Genomic DNA, 17,947 nt, shown 5'->3' with positions numbered 1-17,947 from the left:
CCCGGCAACCCAGGAACACCCGGCGTACCCACACCCGGCAAACCAGGCAACTGACCGGCAATGCCATTGACGGCCCCCAACAGACCAGTTGCAGCAGGAACTTCAGGGAGAGTGGGAAGAACAGGAACTCCGGGCAGCTTGCCCGTCAGATCGTGCACCACAGAGGTTACGGCACCAGTCACGCAATTCGGTCCTTGCGGATCCTGGTGAGTGACACTGTTCAGCACTCCGCTGACAGTGTTCACCCCGCCGTTGGCCGTATGAATCACATCGGTCACGATGTCGGTAGGGCTGCTGTTGCCACCAGGAAGAGCGCCGCCCGGCAACGTCTGGCTGCCCAGAATGCCGCTGACCGTGTTCAGCGTGCCATTGGCCTGATGAATGACGTCGGCAACAATCCCACTCGGAGCGTTGGTGCCACCCGGCAGCATGCCACCGAGCAGATTACCCGTCGGTGCAATCCCACTGACGATGGGCGCCACTGCGTTCGCGGCTCCTCCGACCTGTGAAATTCCGTTATTCGCAACGGAGCCGGCTGTGTTGACCGCGTTGTTGATCACGCTCTCACCCGGAAGAGTAGGGCTGCCGCATCCGCAATCTGGCGCTGGAACCGCTACCGGCGCAGCGGGAGTGGAAACAGTTGCAGCCGTCGGCGCCGATGCCGCCGCGCTCGGTGCCGCCTGGACTACCGGAGCAGGTGCGGGGGCAGGTGCCGGCGCGGCAACATTCACCGGGGCAGCTGCGGCTGCAGCGGGAGCGGTGGAAACGCCAGCAGTACCACTCGGAGCCGGCGTGCTGGGAGCAGGAGTGCTCGTAGAAGTTATGGGGGGAACAACGGTCCGAATGACTCCGGAGAGGAGGTGCTGAACCGTTGAAGTGACATCCGTCGTCAGATTGGTCGCCGCAGCGAGGGGCGGATGAATTTCAGTAGTAGTTGAGCTGGAGGAGGGGGAAGGCGGGGGCGTCAGAAGATCAGTGTGATCTGCTGCCTGTGCTGCTATTTGCCCAAGTCCCAACAAACCGCCAGCCATGAGCGTGCCATATAGCGCTCGGCGAACATTGTTGTTCACGGGAATTACTCCTTGTGTTGAGTTGGTTGATCCGCGCTGTGCGCGGTCAGTGGTGATGTGCTGCCACAGGCAGTCCTCACCCCTACTCAGTCAGGAGTTGAACCTGGATCGAACGTCGGCGCGGCAGGCGTCAGCCGAGAACTGACAGCACCGCGCCCGTTCTGGACGTCAAACAGGAGGAAGAAGTCGTTGGGTACAGCAGCGAAGGATGAAGTACCACCCGAGCTGCCATTGTTGGCACTGCTGCTGCTCGAGGTCGATGGCGCCACCCACGGTGCGTCGGGAGCGCCGCGAGGCGATGGATACAGTGGCACCTGAGTGCCCGACGCTCCGTCCTGAGCCTCCAGGTGAGCGGCGGACGCGAGCTGAGGAGCAAAGCTGGAAAGACGGGAAGTCGCCATCGCCTGGATGGAGTCCGTCGAAGAAGCCGTTGGCGTCAATACCTTGGAATCACCAGGCACTCCGGCCGCCGCCGATGCCTGCGGCACTGAGCCACTGGGCACTGAGTTGACGGGTAGCGTGCCGGTCTCGCCCTGACCCGCAGTCGTGCCACCCGGTAGCAAGGAGGAGACAGTGGGAATCGTCGATGGAATCTGAGGCAGCAATCCGCTCACCGACTGACTGGTGGAACCGAGCAGTCCATCAACGGTACCGGTGGTCACCGAGACCACGGGCTGAAGAATCGTTCCCTGGGTCACCGGCTGCAGTGCGGTGGTCGTCGAATTGAGAACGGTGGTGACCGCCGAGGTTGTCGCGCTGACGGTGTTGCTGGCCAGATGCGTCGTGCTGGTGACCAAGGTCTGGACACTGGCGACCGTGGGAGAGCTGGCTATCTGCGCAACCTGCTGAATCACCGGCTGTACCGGCGGCGCAATCGTCTCCATCCGGGAAACCGTCCCGGAGACCACCTGGGTGACGGGCGTGACAGCCCCACTCACCTGGTGGATCGTTGAGCTGAGGGTTGAGCTGATATCCGGGATGAGGCCATCAGTGTGATCTGCCGCGTTTGCGGCCTGGCCGGACAATGCGAACCAGGCAATACCGAGGCCCAGACCCAGAAGGGAGCGGCGGAGGATTTTCGCGACATGGGTACGGCGGGGCTTCGGCAAGCGCATGTCACTCCCTCCGGATAGCGCCCCACTGAATGCTCAGTCCCCCCCGGGATAACAGTCAATTCACAAGAAGCGTACGGCTCACATTTTCAACCCACAAGGGGCTCTCAACGAAAAATCGTTTCCACGGATTAATTCTTTGAAAGAAGAATCCTGTCGCGAGCTAAAACGCTCTATCTGCGGGCCCGGGGCACTCTTCGCGGTCGTCACACAACGCCAGGAAATCGTCATATAGCGAGACGCCGGGACACCGTGCCCTCCCTCTTTATACCCCCTGGGGGTATTTGACAGGTACCCCCAGGGGGTATATCGTCCAGCTATGGAACATGGATACACCGAGGACAAGGAAGCCTATGCCCGGCGACTACGTCGGGTGGAGGGCCAGGTCCGGGGCATCGCCAAGATGATTGATGACGATAAGTACTGCATCGATATCCTGACGCAGATCGCCGCGGTCAATAAGGCACTGCATGCTGTCAGCATCGGCCTGCTCCAGGAACACATCAACCACTGCGTCGTGGGCGCGGCCGAGGAGTCATCCCAGGCCGGGGACCCGACCATCGTCCAGGAAAAAGTGGAGGAGGCCACCGCGGCCATCTCCCGACTGCTGCGAAGCTAGGAGCCATTATGAACACCACCACCGTCTCCATCTCCGGAATGACCTGCGGGCACTGCGTTGACTCGGTGACTGAAGAGCTCTCCAGCCTGGCAGGCGTCGAGTCTGTCGCCATCGAGCTCAATCCCGGAGGAGTCTCCACGGCCACCCTGACTTCCGATGGTCCGGTCAGCCCCACCTCCATCGGTGAGGCTGTGGCCGAGGCGGGCTATCTCGTCGTCTCCAACGACGCCTGATTCTCCTCAACTGGCCGGGCCGCGCAGCCCGGGGTTCCAAATACTTTCCACGCGACGATCGCGCAGCCCCCTTCGGTGACCCAGACAGGGCCGTCGGCAGCCAGCCGTTCGTGAATCGCACCTCACACGTACCATCCCGGGGCGGGCACGCACGCCGTCCCCCGAGGCGCGGAAAGGACCACTGTGATGACAAAAACCATCCCGACCGACGACGCCCCACGCATGGTCGACCTCCAGATCCAGGGCATGACCTGCGCCTCCTGTGTAGCCCGGGTCGAGAAGAAGCTCAACCGGATCGAAGGCGTCCAGGCCTCGGTGAACCTTCCGCTCGAATCGGCCAGGGTCCAAGTCCCGGCGGGGGTCAGTGATGAGGAGCTGCTGGCCGTGGTCAGGGCGACCGGCTACGGGGCAACCGTAAAAAGCGCCCCGCGGCCAGCAAGCAGCCAACCTGCGCACCAGGGCATGGAGCATGGCATGGACCACCACGAGTCGATGGATCCACAGGACCATATGGCTCACGGCGGCACGGCCTCCAGCCTGTTGCCCCGACTGCTCATCGCCGCGGTGCTGACTATCCCGGTCGTGCTGATCTCCATGATTCCGGCCCTGCAGTACCCACAGTGGGGCTGGACGGTTGCCGTGCTCAGCCTGCCCGTGGTCACCTGGTGCGCCTGGAACTTTCATCGCGCCGCCGCCATCAACGCCCGGCACCTCGCCTCAACCATGGACACCCTGGTCTCGATCGGCATCATCGCCGCCTACGCCTTTTCCCTCGTGACGCTGCTGCTCCATCCGGACCTCACGGCCAGCCCGGAGATGGCGGGCATGTCCGGCCAAGGGGATTCACACCCGGCGCTGTACTTCGAGGTCGCGGCCGTGGTAACCACCTTCCTGCTGCTGGGCCGCTATCTGGAGGCGCGCGCCAAGACCTCGGCTGGCAATGCGCTCAAAGCCCTGCTCAGCCTCGGTGCCAAAGAGGCCAGCGTGATGCGCGATGGCGTCGAGGTCCCGATCCCGGCGGACCAGCTACAGGTGGGCGACCGGTTCGTGGTCCGCCCCGGGGAGAAACTCGCCACCGACGGCATCGTGGAAGAAGGGCGCTCCGCAGTGGATGCCTCCCTGATCACCGGCGAATCGATGCCCGTCGAGGTCGGCCCGGGCGATGCCGTCACGGGGGCCACGCTCAACACCTCCGGTCGTCTTGTGGTGGCCGCCACCCGGGTGGGCAGCGAGACCACACTCGCCCAGATGGGCCGGCTGGTCAGCGATGCACAGAGCAGCAAGGCGCCTATCGCGCGGTTGGCTGACCGGATCTCCGGCGTCTTCGTACCCGTAGTGCTGGGCATCTCGGTGCTGACCTTCCTGCTCTGGTGGATCTTCTCCGGAGATCTGCAACAGGCCTTCGTGGCCGCCGTCGCCGTGCTCGTCATCGCCTGCCCCTGCGCGCTCGGTCTGGCCACGCCGGTGGCTCTGCTGGCCGGCACTGGACGCGGGGCACAGCTGGGGATCCTGATCAAGGGGCCTCAGGTGCTCGAAGACACTCGCACTGTGGACACCATCGTGCTGGACAAAACCGGGACAGTGACTACCGGCAGGCTCACCGTGGCGGAGGTGCGGGGCTTCAACGGGGCCACTGAAGCTCAGGTCCTGCGCTGGGCCGCTGCGGTGGAACACGGCAGTGAACATCCGATTGCAGCGGCGGTGCTTCGCCGGGCCACCCAGAACGAGGCCGGCCAGAAGGATTCGCCCCAGGCTGACCCTGCGCCGCTCCCACCGGTGACCGACTTCCGGGCCACTCCCGGCGGGGGCGTCCGTGGCCGGGTGGACGGGGAGTTGCTGCTCGCCGGGACCCGGGAGTTTCTGATCGGTGAAGGCGTGTCCGTGATGGAGCCCAGCCTTCCGGGCACCCAGGTCTGGCTGGCCGTCGACGGCACGTTGCGCGGCGTCATCGTGTTGGAGGACGGACTCAAACCCGGCTCCGCGGCCGCCATCGCACAACTGCGGGCCCTGGGTCTGCGCCCCCTGCTGGTGACCGGCGACAATGCCGCGGCCGCCGCACTGGTGGCTGCCGCGATCGGGATTCCGCCCGAGGATGTGCGGGCAGAGATCCGTCCCGAAGGGAAAGTTGAGGTGGTCCGGGCGCTGCAGGCGGCCGGTGCCACGGTGGCCATGGCGGGCGATGGCGTCAACGACGCGGCGGCGCTGGCGCAGGCCGATCTGGGAATCGCAATGGGCTCCGGCACCGACGTGGCCATTGAAGCCGCCGATCTGACCGTGATGGGCAACGACCTCGGCCAGGCGGCGACCGCCATAGAGCTCTCCCGGGCCACCCTGAGCACCATCAAGGTCAACCTGTTCTGGGCCTTCGCCTATAACGTGGTGGGGCTGCCGATTGCGGCTCTGGGCCTGCTCAACCCGATGATCGCGGGGGCGGCGATGGCGGCCAGCTCGGTGCTGGTGGTCGCGAACTCGCTGCGGCTGACCCGGTTTGGCCGCTCCTGAGGATCAGCTAATGGGCGTCAGCTGATCCTCAGGACTGCTCTCAGCGGCCCGCGACCAGTGCGCGGGTCGCTGCTGCTTTTCCGGGCTCCGGAATCTCCACCGGAGCAACCACCGAAACCGTCGCCGGAACCACCTCGCGTGACTGGCGGATCTCGCCCCAGCGCACCAGCACCACGCCCAGAACGATCAGCGCCCCGCCCACCAGCTGCACCTGACGCGGCACCTCGCCCAGCAGAAGCCAGGCCCAGACCACCGCAAAGAGAACCTCGACGAGCGCCACAAAGGAGGCGAGACGGGAGCCAAGCCGCTGGGCGGAGAGAATTCCAGTCAGGTAGGCGAACACCGTGGTCACCAGGATCATCCCGAGCAACGGAACCCACCAGGCCGTGCTCTGGCCGAAGAAGACGACTTCGCTGCCTCCCACGCCCATCGGCATCAGGCCAGTCAGGCCCAGGACGCCGATCAGCACCGAGCCCACCAGCAGACCGCCGCCGGTCATCAGAACCGGCGGGACGACGTCGTCCGCTTTGGCCGCCATCGCGAAGTACACTGCCGAACACACCGCAGCCGCGAGTCCCCAGAGCACGCCCACCAGATCAACGCTCTGACTGCCGGTCACATCCAGTACCAGCACCAGGCCGGCCACGGCACTCAGGCCGCCGGCCATGGTCAGGAGGGCCGGGTGCCGTTTAGTCCGGGCCCAGGCGTAGAGCACCAGCAGCACCGGCGAGAGGTATTCCAGCAGCAGGGCGACGCCCACCGAAAGATGCTGCACGGCGTTGAAGAAGAACAGCTGGCACAGCGCCATGGGCACCACCCCGTAGAGCGCGATCCGGGGCAGGGAAGATCGTACCGTGGGCCAGTGTTTCATCAGCAGGATCAAGGTGGGGACCAGCAGTACCAGGGCAGCGCCGCCCAGCCGAGCCAGGGCCGCCGCACCAGTGGACCATCCGGCCTCGAACAGAGATTTAGCGAAGGAGCCAGAGAACGCAAAAGCGGCAGCCGAGGCCAGGGACAGGCCCAGCCCGGATAATGGAGTAACTGATAAACGTGTCATTAGTAAACAACATTACACTAATGACACGCCTCGAGCAGCGGAGCACCGATGATCTTCACCCCAGACACTGAACTGGCCCTCAACTCTGCCGTGGCACTGATCAACACGGGCGCCACCAAGGCCGGAGTGCGCACCGAACTGCTGGGCACGGTGGCGGAGCTGGATGCCTTTGTCGATCAGGAAAAGTTCAGCGGCTCCCGCACGCACGATGCCGCCGAGCTGGCCGGGGTGCAGAAGGTCCGCTCCCGCTTGACGGCCTTGTGGGGTGCGGAGGAGGACGTTGTGGTCGCCGAGACCAACGCGATTCTTCGAGAGGCCTCCGCCCTGCCGCAACTGGTCCGGCACGATGGCTTCGACTGGCACCTTCACGCCACGGCACCGGAGGCGGACCTGGGCGTCCGCATGGCGGTAGAGGCGGCCATGGCACTGGCGGATGTGATCCGTTCCGGCGAACTGGGGCGGCTGCGTCGCTGCGCCGCAGAGGATTGCACCGCCGTGGTGGTGGATCTGTCCAAGAACCGCTCCCGCCGGTTCTGCGCCACCGGAAACTGCGGCAATAAAACACATGTGGCGGCCTACCGCGCACGGAAGGCCGCCACAGAGGCGTTCTGAAACTGTTCGTTGAGATGGACTACTTGGACGTGCCCGCGCTGACCGATCCCTGCAGCTGACGCTGGAAGATCACATACACGATCAACACCGGGATCACGGTAGTCACCACGGCGGCGAACAGAGCGCCGAAGTCCACCGCGTAGCCCGCCTGCCCGGCAAAGGCTGCGAGCGCCTGGGAGAGCACGCGGTTCTCCGGGTGGCTCGCATTCAGCGCCACCGCCAACAGGTACTGATTCCACAGACCCACGAAGTTCAGGATCGCCACCGAGGCCAGACCCGGCTTGGCCATCGGCAACATGACCTGGAAGAAGGTCCGCCATTCGCCTGCACCGTCAATGGACGCCGCCTCCCCGATTTCAAAGGGCAGCGCCTTGAAGAAGGAGAAGAGGAAGAACACCGTGAACGGCAGGGCGAAGGAGACGAACACCAGGATCAGGCCCGGGAGCGTGCCGAGCAGGCCCATCCCCTTGAGGATGCCGAACAGCGGCACGATAGCGAGAAAGGCCGGGAAGGTCAGGCCCGCCAGCAGGCCGATGTAGATGGCGCGGCTGCCGGGAAAGGTGAACCGGGCCAGCACATAGGCGCACATGGCGCCGAGCAGCATCACCAGAACCAGCGAACAGCCCACCACGATCACCGTGTTGATGAAGGAGGAGCCGATCCCGGAATCCGTCCAGGCCCGGGCATAGTTGTCGAAATGCCAGACCTGAGGCAACGCGAACGGTGAAGCGAAGATCTCCTGGCTGGTCTTGAAGGAGCTCATGATGGTCCACAGCAGCGGAACGATCACGATGACGGACCAGATCACCAGCACGGTATGTGAGACGCTGGCGACGACGCGGTCCCCCGTCGTCGTCTTCGGCTTACGCAACGGCAGCGCGGCTGCCCGGGATGAGAGTTGAGTCGCCATCAGTACGAGGTATCCTTCCCTGCGCCGGTGAGCCGATTGATCAGGAAAACCAGTCCGGCAAAGGCGAGTGTGAGCACCGCGGCCACCACGGCCATGGCACAGGCCAGACCGAACTGACCCTTGGCGAACGCAATCTGCAGAATCTCCTGAGGCATCACCCAGGTGGCGTTGTTCGGCCCACCATTCGGGTTCAGCGCAGCCATGTAGGTGAAGGCATCCAGCGCCATGATGCCCAGGTAGACGAAGGCGGTCTGCACATTGTCGCGGATCAGCGGCAGGGTGATCGAGGTGATGATCCGGAAGCGCCCGGCACCATCAATACGGGCGGCCTCATAGATCTCGGCTGGCACACCCTTGATCGCAGCGATGAAGAGCACCATGTAGAAGCCCACCATGCCCCAGACGATGACGAAGATGCTGACCGGCATGGCCGTTGCCTCATCGCCGAGCCAGTTGATCTTGTCCACGCCGAAAAGACCCAGCGCACCATTGAGCAGGCCACCATTGGGCACGTAGACCTGAGCCCAGATGAGGCCGATGGCGATGGCCGGGATCACGTACGGGAAGAACGAGACCACGCGGTAGAAGCTGGAGCCGCGCAGACCGCGGATCTGCCCACGGCTCGGCCCACCCACCGTGACGAGACTGGAGAAGACCAGCGCGATGACCACGGTGACAATGGGCACGATGACGGCCAGGATGAGGTTGTTCATCATGGCCTTGACGAAGTTGTCATCCTGGAAGACCTTGGCGTAGTTGTCCAGCCCGATAAAGGTGAAGACGTTGTCAAAGCCCTTCCAGCTGGTCAGGGAGTAGTAGATGGCCTGCAGGAACGGCGAGACGACGAACACCAGGTACAACACCATCGGGATGCCCAGGAACACCGCGAAGAAACTGACCTTGTCAAAGGTCAGCTTCTTGCGCCGACCGCGCCGGGCGACGGCATTGCCGTCACCCGGGCGCGAATCGAGGTTGACTGCGGTCACTTCACTTCGACCTTCGTGATCGAGCTATCAGTGCGGATCTTGTCGAAGATCCCCTGCGAGGCGGAGATGACAGTGGCGGCATCGGACTTGCCATCGAGGAAGGTATTCCAGATGGTCAGGAAGTCCTTGTTGGTGCCGTAGAAATCGTTGAAATTGGTGGTGAAGGTGTTCTTGCCGGCAGCGTCGATCATCTTGGTCTGCGAGACCAGTGCCGTGGAACCGAAACCATCCGCAGGAACGGTGCCCTTAACGATGGTCGGCGCCAGCTTCGTCTTGGCGAAGTTGGTAGCCGCTTCCTTGGAAAGCATCACGCGCAGGAACTCCTTGGCGCCAGCGACGTTCTTGCCCTTGGTCGGGATCATGTAAGGCTCACCGGCAGCACTGTGCACCGACTCGTACGGCAGCTTGGGGCTGGAGGTGACCGTGAAGGCCGGCATACCGGTCATCTTGAAGCCGTCCTTGGTCTGCTTCTTCATCTCGTTTTCGATCCACGAGCCCGAGGGGTAAAGCAGGGCGTCCTGGTTGTTGGACCAGGAGGCCTGAGCCTGCGTGAACTGCGTACCCGAGCCACCGGGGATGAAGTAGCCGGCCTTAACGGCCTGCTCGATCTTGCCCAGCACGGTCTTGATGGCGGGGTGGCTCCAGGCATCCGCCTTGAGATTCTCCAGACCCAGGCGAACCTCGTCGCCACCTTCCTTGATGGCCGAATCCATGGCGAGCGTCATGTAGTAGGTGGCCGCTTCCTTACCCCAGACGAAGAGCTTCTTGCCCTTGGTCGCGGCCTGAGCACCGAGGGCCAGCGCCTCGTCCCAGGTCTTGGGCGGGGTCCAGCCGTTGGCCTCGAAGAGTGAGGCGGAGTACCAGACACCGAAGACGGTCAGCACGTAGTTGAGCGCCACGAACTTGCCGCCGAAGGTGCCCGGAGCTGCGACGCCTTCAAAGAGCGTGTCCTTGATGGTGGTGCCTTCGAGGTTCTTGGCGCTCAGCAGCGGGGTGAGGTCCTCCAACTGATCGAGGATGGTGTTGATGCCGATCGACTTTGCACCGGAGTTATCAAACACATCCGGCGGGGTGCCACCGGCGAAACGCGGCTGCAGCTCACCGGAGATATCGGTCGAGGACTTCACCGTCGCCTTGACCGTGGAGAGGCCCTTGGACAGCGCGGTAGCAGCGAATTCGGCATAGTCGATGCCGTAGCCACCGTTGAACACGACGATGTCGACAGTGGAGTTATCTGCCACACCGAAGGGGTTCTTGTCCGAAACGGTGCCGGTCGGGCCAGCAGCGGTACCGCCGCCACCGCCCGCGGCGCAGGATGCCAGCGTCCCACCCAGGGGAACAAGGACGGCCGCAGCGAGGGCGCCGCGGAGGAATCCGCGCCGTTCAAAGGTTTTGGTGCTGATGGTCATTTCTTTACCTTCCGTTGTGGTGCATTGGGTGATTGCAGTGCGAATTCTTGTGGCGCGTCGTCGCCCCACAAGGGGAAATGAAGTCGAGCTGGGCCTTTAGCCACCTTGGTGGATTCGACCGTCATAGAGTGCTTCGAGGGCGTGGTTGTGGGCATCACCCTCCGGTATGTTCGCCGAGATGTAGACCGGCGGGATGGCCTCACTCGCAGCCAGTCGCTGCGTCGTGGCGATCGTGAGAAGCTGCGCGATATAGGCCGCAGTGATGGAGGAGACCGCCCCGACGCCGATGCCGCCGGGTGTGGTCACGGTGGCGTCCCCATAAGGGGCCAGATTGTCGATCACCACGTCTGCAACCTCACTCAGCCGCTTCCCGGAGGAGTGCTTGGGATGCACCGCAGTGGTGTGCTCCAGGCTCGTGACCGCAATGAGTTGGTGACCGCGCGCCTTGATCTGTTGTGCCAGTTCCACGATGGACCCGTTGACGCCGGAGTTGGAAGCGATCAGGAAGACATCCTGGGGTTCGATCCGGAATAGATTCAACAGGTCGGTCACCACGTCCGGGTTACGTTCCAGCTCTGAACCGCTGAGCACGCTGGCGTCGTAGCCTCCGCGCAGCACGAGGGTGCGCAGCGTGATCCGATTCGTCGGGATGAGGCCACCGGCACGGCCTGCGATCTCCATGGCGAAGGCTTCCGAATGCCCGGTACCGAAGGCGTGGATCACGCCACCAGCTGCCACAGCCTCGGCGAGGATCGTCACGGCCGGGTCGAGGCCGCCATCCTGCGCGAACTGGGCCAGGCGCGCGAGCCGGGAGCTCACGTTCTGACCGAATTCGGCCATCAGGGCCTTCTCCTCCACGAGTCCCGATGACGTCTGAGGTGCTTCAGGCAAGACTTGTCCTCTTCCGTTCAACCGAGTGCGGAGTGATCTGGGCGATCCGTTCTGCTGCCGACTGACTCCTGGTGGGCCGGCGGTGCGGGGCCACCGCCACCGCCGAGGCGGAGAGCGTTGCGGTGGTCCGGGCAAAGTTTTCCTGGGCCACCAGAAGGTACAACAGGTCGATGGCCAGAAGCTGGACGTGTTTGGCGGAGAGATCATCGGGCTGCAGGAAGCGTTCGTAGGCGCTGGTGACCAGATGAACCTCTGCGGACTCAACCAGCGGCGAGTGCGGATTGCTGGTCAATGCCACGGTATAGGCTCCCGCCTGACCGGCCTGGCGCAGCATTTCGATGGTTTCTTCGGTGCGGCCGGTGTTGGAGATCCCGATCGCCACGCTGTCCCGGTTACGGAGGGAGGCGCTGGCCAGTCCGGCATGTACTTCGGTCCAGTAGTAGGCGGTGATCCCGATCCGGTAAAGCCGGTTCTGCAGTTCCATCGCCATAATGGCGCTACCGCCGATGCCGTAGATATCCACGTGGGCGGCCAGCGCGATCTTGCGAGCCACCGCCTTGAGCACCGTCAGATCGATGGTGGAGGCTGTTTCGACCAGCGAGCGCGTGTGAGCGTTGAGCAGGCTGCTCAGCACGTCGCGAGGTGAATCGTCGGGTCCGAAGGCCCGCCCAATGTCCGTTTTCCACGCCTCTCGGGCATCTGAACGTCCGGAATCGGCAGCCACTCCCACCCGGAAAGGCGCATAGCCGCTGTAGCCGATGATCCGGCAGAAACGCGTCACCGTTGCTGCGGAGGTCCCTGTCTCTGCGGCCAGTTCTTTGATGGACAAGGTCAGTGGCGCCTGCGGCTTCTCCACCAGGAAACGGGCGATTTTCACCATCGCACCACTCATCTCCGGCATTCGTGACTGAATCTTCTGGGCGATGCCGACCACCGAGTCAGCGGCTGTATAGGCTACAGCGTGCTCAGAAGTCCCCATGTGAAAATCCATTTCTTGTTTGCAGGCGTTGCAAGAAAACTATTCTCAGCTATCCTGTGTGTCAAGTCACAGAATGTAAAAGGTTGATTACGGTTGAAAAACTCACTCCAGCTCCTGGCCCTCGATGCCGGCGGAACCTCCACTCGGGCGGTGCTCCTGGACCTCAGCGGCCACTGCCTCGGCTACGGTCGTTCGGGGCCAGGAAACCCTATATCTTCGGGGATTGAGAAGGCATCTGCCTCACAATTGGAAGCGGCATCTCAGGCCATCCAGGCTTCCGGCCAGGAGAAAGCGGAGATCTCCACGGTGACCATCGCCATGGCTGGCGGCGCTACCGTCTCGGTCAATAAAACGCTTCAGCAGCAGTTTTCACACCGCAATTTGGGTCAGAACATGGTGATTGAATCTGATCTTTTAGCGACTTTTTTCTCAGGAAATCATCACAGAAGTGGCTACGCAATGGTGGCCGGAACCGGCGCTGTGTGCGCCCGGATTGTCGACTACCGCATCCACCAGGTGGTCGACGGACTGGGCTGGCTTCTGGGGGACGAGGGATCGGGATTCTGGATCGGGCAGCATGTTGCCAGGGCTGCCCTCGCCAGCATGGATGGACGCGGAGCGCCAACCAGCCTCGCCGAACTGCTGCTGGACAAGGTCGCCATCACCGCGCCGGTCGCCAGGATCGAGGGCCGGCCCGGACAGCTCCAAGCACTGATCACCGCGCTCTACCGACTCCGACCCATTGACCTGGCGACCCTCGCCCCACTGGCCTTCCAGGCGGCTGCGGAGGGCGACGACGTCGCACGTCAGATCCTCGCCGAGGCTGGCGCCGCACTGGTGCACAGCCTGGGGGCCCTGGAGGGGCCTTCGGACAGGAAGGGGCCGGGAGCCGGCGATACGCTGGTGCTCGGTGGCAGCATTCTGGGTCTGGGCTCACCGGTGGCAACCGCGGTGGAGCAGGCTGTAGCCGGAGCCACGGTGGTGCGCGTGGAGGACGGCCTGGCCGGTGCTGCACTGCTCGCATTGCGCACCGCAGGCGTTGAGGTGGATCTGCAGGTATTCGAGCGGATTGCCAACAGCCTGGCGGCACTACGCGGGGTGTGATCACCGCCGTGTGGCCTGATCCTCCCCGTTTTGCGAGGCAGGCGGCAAGTCAGGAGCTGGCGGGGTCGCCCGGATCTGTCTCTGGCCTGTCCTGGGGATCCTGAGCCGACGGGCGCGTTCCCCGGACGGGCTTGCGCTGACGGTCCGCCGAGCGCAGATTCACTCCGGAACCTGCGCCGAGTTCCTCGTCATTTTCCTTGAAACTCATCATGAGCACCGCGCACACCACGAGCACCACCACAAAGGCAATGCCGAAGGCGATCAGGCCCAGATCAAAGCGGACCATCCGCATGGTCCCGTTGCTGGTCTGCGGACCCGTGCCGCCGGTGGCGGCCACGGTCGTCACCACCCCGGCGACCAGTGCCAGGACGGTAGCAAAAATCAGCGGTCCTTTGACCGAGGTGCGCAGCTTGCTGCCACGCCCTTCTCCGTCGTCATAGGCCACGTTCATCCTCCGATGTGCTCAGTACAATCCTCAACTATTCTACGCCCGGTAGAGAACTGTTGTTTCCCGACTGCTTCACCGGTACTGCCTCGCTACGGGCATCGTGCCGATAGCTCAGCGCTGCCAACAACAGCACCACGCCGATCACCACGGCCACTCCGCCCAGCACACCGATCGGCGCGCGCGCCGCAGCATGACCGAGCAACAGCAGGATGACGCCACCCAGCAAGCCGACGGTTCCGGTGATCAACCAGTCCCGGCCCAGAACCGTACGCTGCCGGAATTGCAGGCCCAGCAGGAATTCCATGACCCCGGCTGCCAGGAGCGTGACCGCGGCCAGCACTATGAACAGCTCACCGGACCAGGCGAGGGCCACGGCGATGCCGCCCACCAGCCACAGCGCAGACTCCAGCAGCAACCAGGGGCCGAAGAGCGTCCGAGAGGAGGTCCGGGAGCGCTGGGCCGTCCGGTGTAGCGTGAAAACCGCCAGACCGCTTGCCACGAAGTACACCCCGGTGACCAGGCCACGAATCAGCTGCGGCATATCCGGCCAGAACACACTCAGCAGGCCGAAGAGGAGCGCAACCACTGCCCTGAACAGCACAGGTTTCCACAACTCGAGCTCCGGAGTGGGCTTCGCCGCCTTCGGGGAAGACGTCGGGTGCGACGCCGATGCGCTCGACACGTGCGCTCACCGTTCCTTCTGTTGGGATTGACTGGCCATGGGTCCGGTAGCCGGTCAGTGTTGGCTGGTCGGCAGTGGCTGGGCCGGGCTCGCCGAGAACCACGGCCTGTTCCAGTCTATGCGGCGCCAGCAGCCACCCACGATTTACCGGATAGGCACGATTTACACAGCACCCACGCGCTGCCAACGGGTACCTCGCGCCCTCAGACCCAGGCTGACCGCCCTCGCGCTGAGATATCCCAGGGCCAGAGCCACCCAGACCCAGGCCAGCGCTGCCGGGTGCCCGCCGGCATCGTGCATCCCACTCACGGTCACCGGCGGGAACGCCACCGTAACTGCCCAGAGCATGGCCAGATAGGCCACCAGACACGCCAGCCCGACCACCGCTAGATACCGGGCATCCCCGGCGCCGATCAGCACGCCATCGAGCACAAAGACATATCCCGCCACCGGCTGACCCGCTGCCAGGACAAGCAGCGCCGCAGTCAACGCCGATTGCACGCCGTGATCGGGGGTGAAAACCCATCCGAGCCAGGGGCTGGCAAGGGCCAACAGCGCACCGGTGACCACGCCGAAGCCCAGACCCCACCACACCATGCGGCGCATCAGCGCGCGGACCAGCGGCAGGTTGGCCGCACCCAGCTCCCGCCCGATCAGGGCCTGAGCAGCGATGGCGATCGCATCCAGCGCCAAGGCCAGCAGGTTGTAGAGGGTCATCGCGATCTGGTGCGCGGCAAGGTTGACGGGCCCCTGGCCGGTGACCACGAACACCGTGGCGAGCAGGGCGATCCGCAGGCTCAGCGTGCGCAGGATGAGCCACCCACCGACCGAACCCAGAGAGAGCAGCGAGCGCCAGTCCAGCCGCAGGGCCACCCGGTGCTCACGCGCCGCACGGACCACCACCAGAAGGTAGGCGATCGCCATCGCCCATTGCGCCAGCGACGTTCCCACCGCGGAGCCGACCACCGAAAGGTTCAGCGGATAGACCAGCACCCAGTTGAGCAGCGCATTGAGCGCAAACCCGGCCACGGCTACCACCAGCGGCGTCCGGGTGTCCTGGAGGCCGCGCAACACACCGGTGGCCGCCAGAACCATCAGCATCGCCGGGATACCTGGCAGTGAGTAGTACAGGTAGCTCACGCCGTACTCCAACACCGGTCCCTGTGCGCCCAGAGCACTGAGCACCGGTCCAGCCGTCAGCATACCTACCGTGGCGAGCACAATACCCAGGATCGCGGCCAGCCAGATGCCGTCCCGGCCTGCCGCCACAGCCTCAGCCCGCTTCCCCGCACCGAGCAGCCGCGCCACTGCGGGCGTAGTGGCGTAGGCAAGAAAGACCATCAGGCCGATCGCCGACTGCAGCACGGTGGAAGCCAGGCCGACGCCCGCCAGCTGGTCCACTCCCAGGTGACCCACGATGGCGGAGTCTGCGATGACGAACAGGGGCTCGGCAATGAGGGCGCCGAACGCAGGAATGGCCAGATGCAGGATCTTGCGGTTGAGGCCAGGCAGTTTGAGTGACGCGGGTGCGTCAGTTGACGTTGGTCTGGAGGTCATCCGATGCCGTCCCTAGTAACCTTGACCGCCTTCGGGGGCCATATTGCTGAATCGCGAATAGTGACCCTGAAAGCCCACCACAATGGTCTTGGTGGGACCGTTACGGTGTTTGGCCACAATCACATCGGCCTCCCCGGCGCGGGAAGATTCCTTGTCATAGATGTCTTCGCGGTGCAGCAGGATCACCATATCCGCGTCCTGCTCAATGGAGCCGGATTCACGCAGATCGGAGACCTGCGGCCGCTTATCAGTGCGCTGCTCCGATCCGCGGTTGAGCTGCGAAAGTGCGATGACCGGCACTTCCAGCTCCTTGGCCAGCAGTTTGAGGGCACGGGAGAATTCGGAGACTTCCTGCTGACGGGACTCCACACGCTTACCACTGGACATCAACTGCAGGTAGTCAAGGACCACGAGCTTAAGGTTGTGCTGCTGCTTGAGCCGACGGCATTTCGCCCGGATTTCCATCAGCGACATATTCGGGCTGTCATCGATGTACAGCGGTGCCTCGTTGAGCGGCCCCATCACCTTCGCGATTTTGGCCCACTGCTCGTCCTTGACCGTTCCCTTACGCAGATCCTGAAGCTGGATGGTCGCCTCCGCACTCATCAGACGCATGGCGATTTCGGTACGGCTCATTTCGAGCGAGAAGAACACCGTGGCCATCTGATGTTTGATGGCGGCAGATCGCGCAATGTCCAGAGCGAAGGTCGACTTGCCGACGGCCGGACGGGCGGCGATGACGATCATCTGACCACCATGCAGACCATGCGTGAGCTCATCCAGATCGTAGAACCCGGTCGGCACACCAGAAAGGCCCTGGCCACGATGACCAGCCGCCTCGATCTCGTCCATAGCAGCTTCCATGACATCACCCAGCGGCACATAGTCTTCCGCGGAGCGACGCTCGGCCACCGCGAAAATCTCTGCCTGCGCGGCATTGACGATGTCCTCCACCTCGCCATCGTTGGCATAGCCGAGCTGGACAATCTTGGTCCCGGCATTGACCAGACGGCGCAGCACGGCGCGCTCAGAGACAATCTGGGCATAGAAGCCAGCGTTGGCGGCGGTCGGCACGGACTGGATGAGCTGGTGCAGATAGGCCGGGCCGCCCACCTTCGTGATTTCCTGCCGCTTGGTCAGCTCATCGGCCACCGTGACGGCGTCGGCCGGTTCTCCCCGCCCATAGAGATCCAGAATGGCCTCATAGATGCTTTCATGGGCCGGGCGGTAGAAATCCTGACCGCGCAGCACTTCCACCACATCGGCAATGGCGTCCTTGGACAGCAACATGCCACCGAGCACGCTCTGCTCTGCCACCAGGTCCTGGGGCGGAGTCCGCGCAAATTCCGGCTCTCGCAATGATCCGACGGAAGAGTCCGCGCTCGTCATGGACATACTGTGGGTCCTTTCCCCATCCTGGACGCACCGACGTGCTTCGATCATGCTGTCAATACTGGTTTACCGGCAGGCACCGACAGTGAGTGTGACCATGAGTGCCGGGGTGCCGTCCCGGATGGAGCGCACCCCATCTCAGCACCGCCGAATGATGCTCTGCGGCAACGTTAGACGGTGGGCGAAAACACACCAAGTGTTCCTTGTGGATAACGTGTGGATAGCAGGCCGCCGGCTTGTGCACAGGTTGGGGACAAGGTTGTGGATGAGAAACTATTTTTCCGAACTATTCCGCCTCTGACCTGCACCGATAATACCCACAGCGAGTGGGTGGAAAATTTGTCAGCGGCAACCTTCATCCACAGCTTGCATGTTGACAAAGTA

17 protein-coding genes are annotated in these 17,947 nt (G+C 63.6%); 5 read left to right on the top strand and 12 right to left on the bottom strand.

Annotated elements, in window-relative coordinates:
* On the bottom strand, positions 1 to 560 hold a 560-nt coding region (locus QQM37_RS12945; RefSeq protein ID WP_285728029.1), incomplete at its 3' end, for a hypothetical protein.
* Between the two features lie 596 nt (positions 561 to 1,156).
* The gene (locus tag QQM37_RS12940; RefSeq protein ID WP_285728028.1) at positions 1,157 to 2,185 is read right to left on the bottom strand and encodes a hypothetical protein; all 1,029 of its coding nucleotides are present in this window, start codon (positions 2,183 to 2,185) and stop codon (positions 1,157 to 1,159) included.
* A gap of 316 nt (positions 2,186 to 2,501) precedes the next feature.
* On the opposite strand from QQM37_RS12940, the gene QQM37_RS12935 reads away from it, so the two are divergent.
* From QQM37_RS12935 to QQM37_RS12925, 3 genes are all read left to right on the top strand, one after another.
* Positions 2,502 to 2,801 carry a metal-sensitive transcriptional regulator gene (locus tag QQM37_RS12935; RefSeq protein WP_285728027.1) on the top strand — a complete coding sequence of 100 codons (300 nt, stop codon included), beginning with the start codon at positions 2,502 to 2,504 and terminating at the stop codon, positions 2,799 to 2,801.
* Between the two features lie 8 nt (positions 2,802 to 2,809).
* Positions 2,810 to 3,034, top strand: coding sequence for a heavy-metal-associated domain-containing protein (locus QQM37_RS12930; protein WP_285728026.1), 225 nt, complete (start codon positions 2,810 to 2,812; stop codon positions 3,032 to 3,034).
* Between the two features lie 186 nt (positions 3,035 to 3,220).
* The gene (locus QQM37_RS12925) at positions 3,221 to 5,536 is read left to right on the top strand and encodes a heavy metal translocating P-type ATPase (protein WP_285728025.1); all 2,316 of its coding nucleotides are present in this window, start codon (positions 3,221 to 3,223) and stop codon (positions 5,534 to 5,536) included.
* Positions 5,537 to 5,576: 40 nt separating this feature from the next.
* Here the strand turns inward: QQM37_RS12925 and QQM37_RS12920 are convergent, their stop codons facing one another.
* A complete protein-coding gene (locus QQM37_RS12920; RefSeq protein WP_285728024.1) occupies positions 5,577 to 6,593 on the bottom strand; it encodes an EamA family transporter in 1,017 nt (338 codons plus the stop codon).
* Between the two features lie 48 nt (positions 6,594 to 6,641).
* On the opposite strand from QQM37_RS12920, the gene QQM37_RS12915 reads away from it, so the two are divergent.
* Positions 6,642 to 7,205, top strand: coding sequence for a CGNR zinc finger domain-containing protein (locus tag QQM37_RS12915; RefSeq protein ID WP_285728023.1), 564 nt, complete (start codon positions 6,642 to 6,644; stop codon positions 7,203 to 7,205).
* A 19-nt stretch (positions 7,206 to 7,224) separates the two neighbouring features.
* Here the strand turns inward: QQM37_RS12915 and QQM37_RS12910 are convergent, their stop codons facing one another.
* The 5 genes from QQM37_RS12910 to QQM37_RS12890 all read right to left on the bottom strand — a co-directional run bounded on the left by QQM37_RS12910 (position 7,225) and on the right by QQM37_RS12890 (position 12,380).
* Positions 7,225 to 8,115, bottom strand: coding sequence for a carbohydrate ABC transporter permease (locus tag QQM37_RS12910; protein WP_285728022.1), 891 nt, complete (start codon positions 8,113 to 8,115; stop codon positions 7,225 to 7,227).
* Positions 8,115 to 9,101 carry a carbohydrate ABC transporter permease gene (locus tag QQM37_RS12905; RefSeq protein ID WP_285728021.1) on the bottom strand — a complete coding sequence of 329 codons (987 nt, stop codon included), beginning with the start codon at positions 9,099 to 9,101 and terminating at the stop codon, positions 8,115 to 8,117. The genes QQM37_RS12910 and QQM37_RS12905 overlap by 1 nt, the downstream gene beginning before the upstream one ends.
* On the bottom strand, positions 9,098 to 10,510 hold the full coding sequence (gene ngcE / locus QQM37_RS12900) for an N-acetylglucosamine/diacetylchitobiose ABC transporter substrate-binding protein (protein WP_285728020.1): 1,413 nt from the start codon (positions 10,508 to 10,510) through the stop codon (positions 9,098 to 9,100). Before ngcE ends, QQM37_RS12905 begins: the two co-directional genes overlap by 4 nt.
* 96 nt (positions 10,511 to 10,606) lie before the next feature.
* Positions 10,607 to 11,401, bottom strand: coding sequence for a sugar isomerase domain-containing protein (locus tag QQM37_RS12895; RefSeq protein WP_285728019.1), 795 nt, complete (start codon positions 11,399 to 11,401; stop codon positions 10,607 to 10,609).
* Positions 11,394 to 12,380, bottom strand: a complete 987-nt coding sequence (locus QQM37_RS12890; RefSeq protein ID WP_285728018.1) for a MurR/RpiR family transcriptional regulator — start codon at positions 12,378 to 12,380, stop codon at positions 11,394 to 11,396. Before QQM37_RS12890 ends, QQM37_RS12895 begins: the two co-directional genes overlap by 8 nt.
* A 93-nt stretch (positions 12,381 to 12,473) precedes the next feature.
* On the opposite strand from QQM37_RS12890, the gene QQM37_RS12885 reads away from it, so the two are divergent.
* The gene (locus tag QQM37_RS12885) at positions 12,474 to 13,484 is read left to right on the top strand and encodes an N-acetylglucosamine kinase (protein WP_285728017.1); all 1,011 of its coding nucleotides are present in this window, start codon (positions 12,474 to 12,476) and stop codon (positions 13,482 to 13,484) included.
* 49 nt (positions 13,485 to 13,533) lie between these two features.
* On the opposite strand, the gene QQM37_RS12880 is transcribed toward QQM37_RS12885, so the two are convergent.
* The 4 genes from QQM37_RS12880 to dnaB all read right to left on the bottom strand — a co-directional run bounded on the left by QQM37_RS12880 (position 13,534) and on the right by dnaB (position 17,566).
* The gene (locus QQM37_RS12880; RefSeq protein ID WP_285728016.1) at positions 13,534 to 13,929 is read right to left on the bottom strand and encodes a hypothetical protein; all 396 of its coding nucleotides are present in this window, start codon (positions 13,927 to 13,929) and stop codon (positions 13,534 to 13,536) included.
* 34 nt (positions 13,930 to 13,963) lie between these two features.
* The gene (locus QQM37_RS12875) at positions 13,964 to 14,614 is read right to left on the bottom strand and encodes a DUF308 domain-containing protein (protein WP_285728015.1); all 651 of its coding nucleotides are present in this window, start codon (positions 14,612 to 14,614) and stop codon (positions 13,964 to 13,966) included.
* Between the two features lie 162 nt (positions 14,615 to 14,776).
* Positions 14,777 to 16,171 (bottom strand): MATE family efflux transporter, encoded by a 1,395-nt coding sequence (locus QQM37_RS12870; protein ID WP_285728014.1) that lies wholly within the window; start codon positions 16,169 to 16,171, stop codon positions 14,777 to 14,779.
* A 12-nt stretch (positions 16,172 to 16,183) separates the two neighbouring features.
* Positions 16,184 to 17,566, bottom strand: a complete 1,383-nt coding sequence (dnaB, locus tag QQM37_RS12865) for a replicative DNA helicase (RefSeq protein WP_285728013.1) — start codon at positions 17,564 to 17,566, stop codon at positions 16,184 to 16,186.
* Positions 17,567 to 17,947: the final 381 nt, after the last annotated feature.

It is taken from the genome of Psychromicrobium xiongbiense (assembly GCF_030271165.1).
Taxonomy (GTDB): Bacteria; Actinomycetota; Actinomycetes; order Actinomycetales; family Micrococcaceae; genus Renibacterium; species Renibacterium xiongbiense.
Note: the sequence above shows the minus strand (reverse complement) of the source record. Positions and strands in the feature narration are given on the sequence as shown.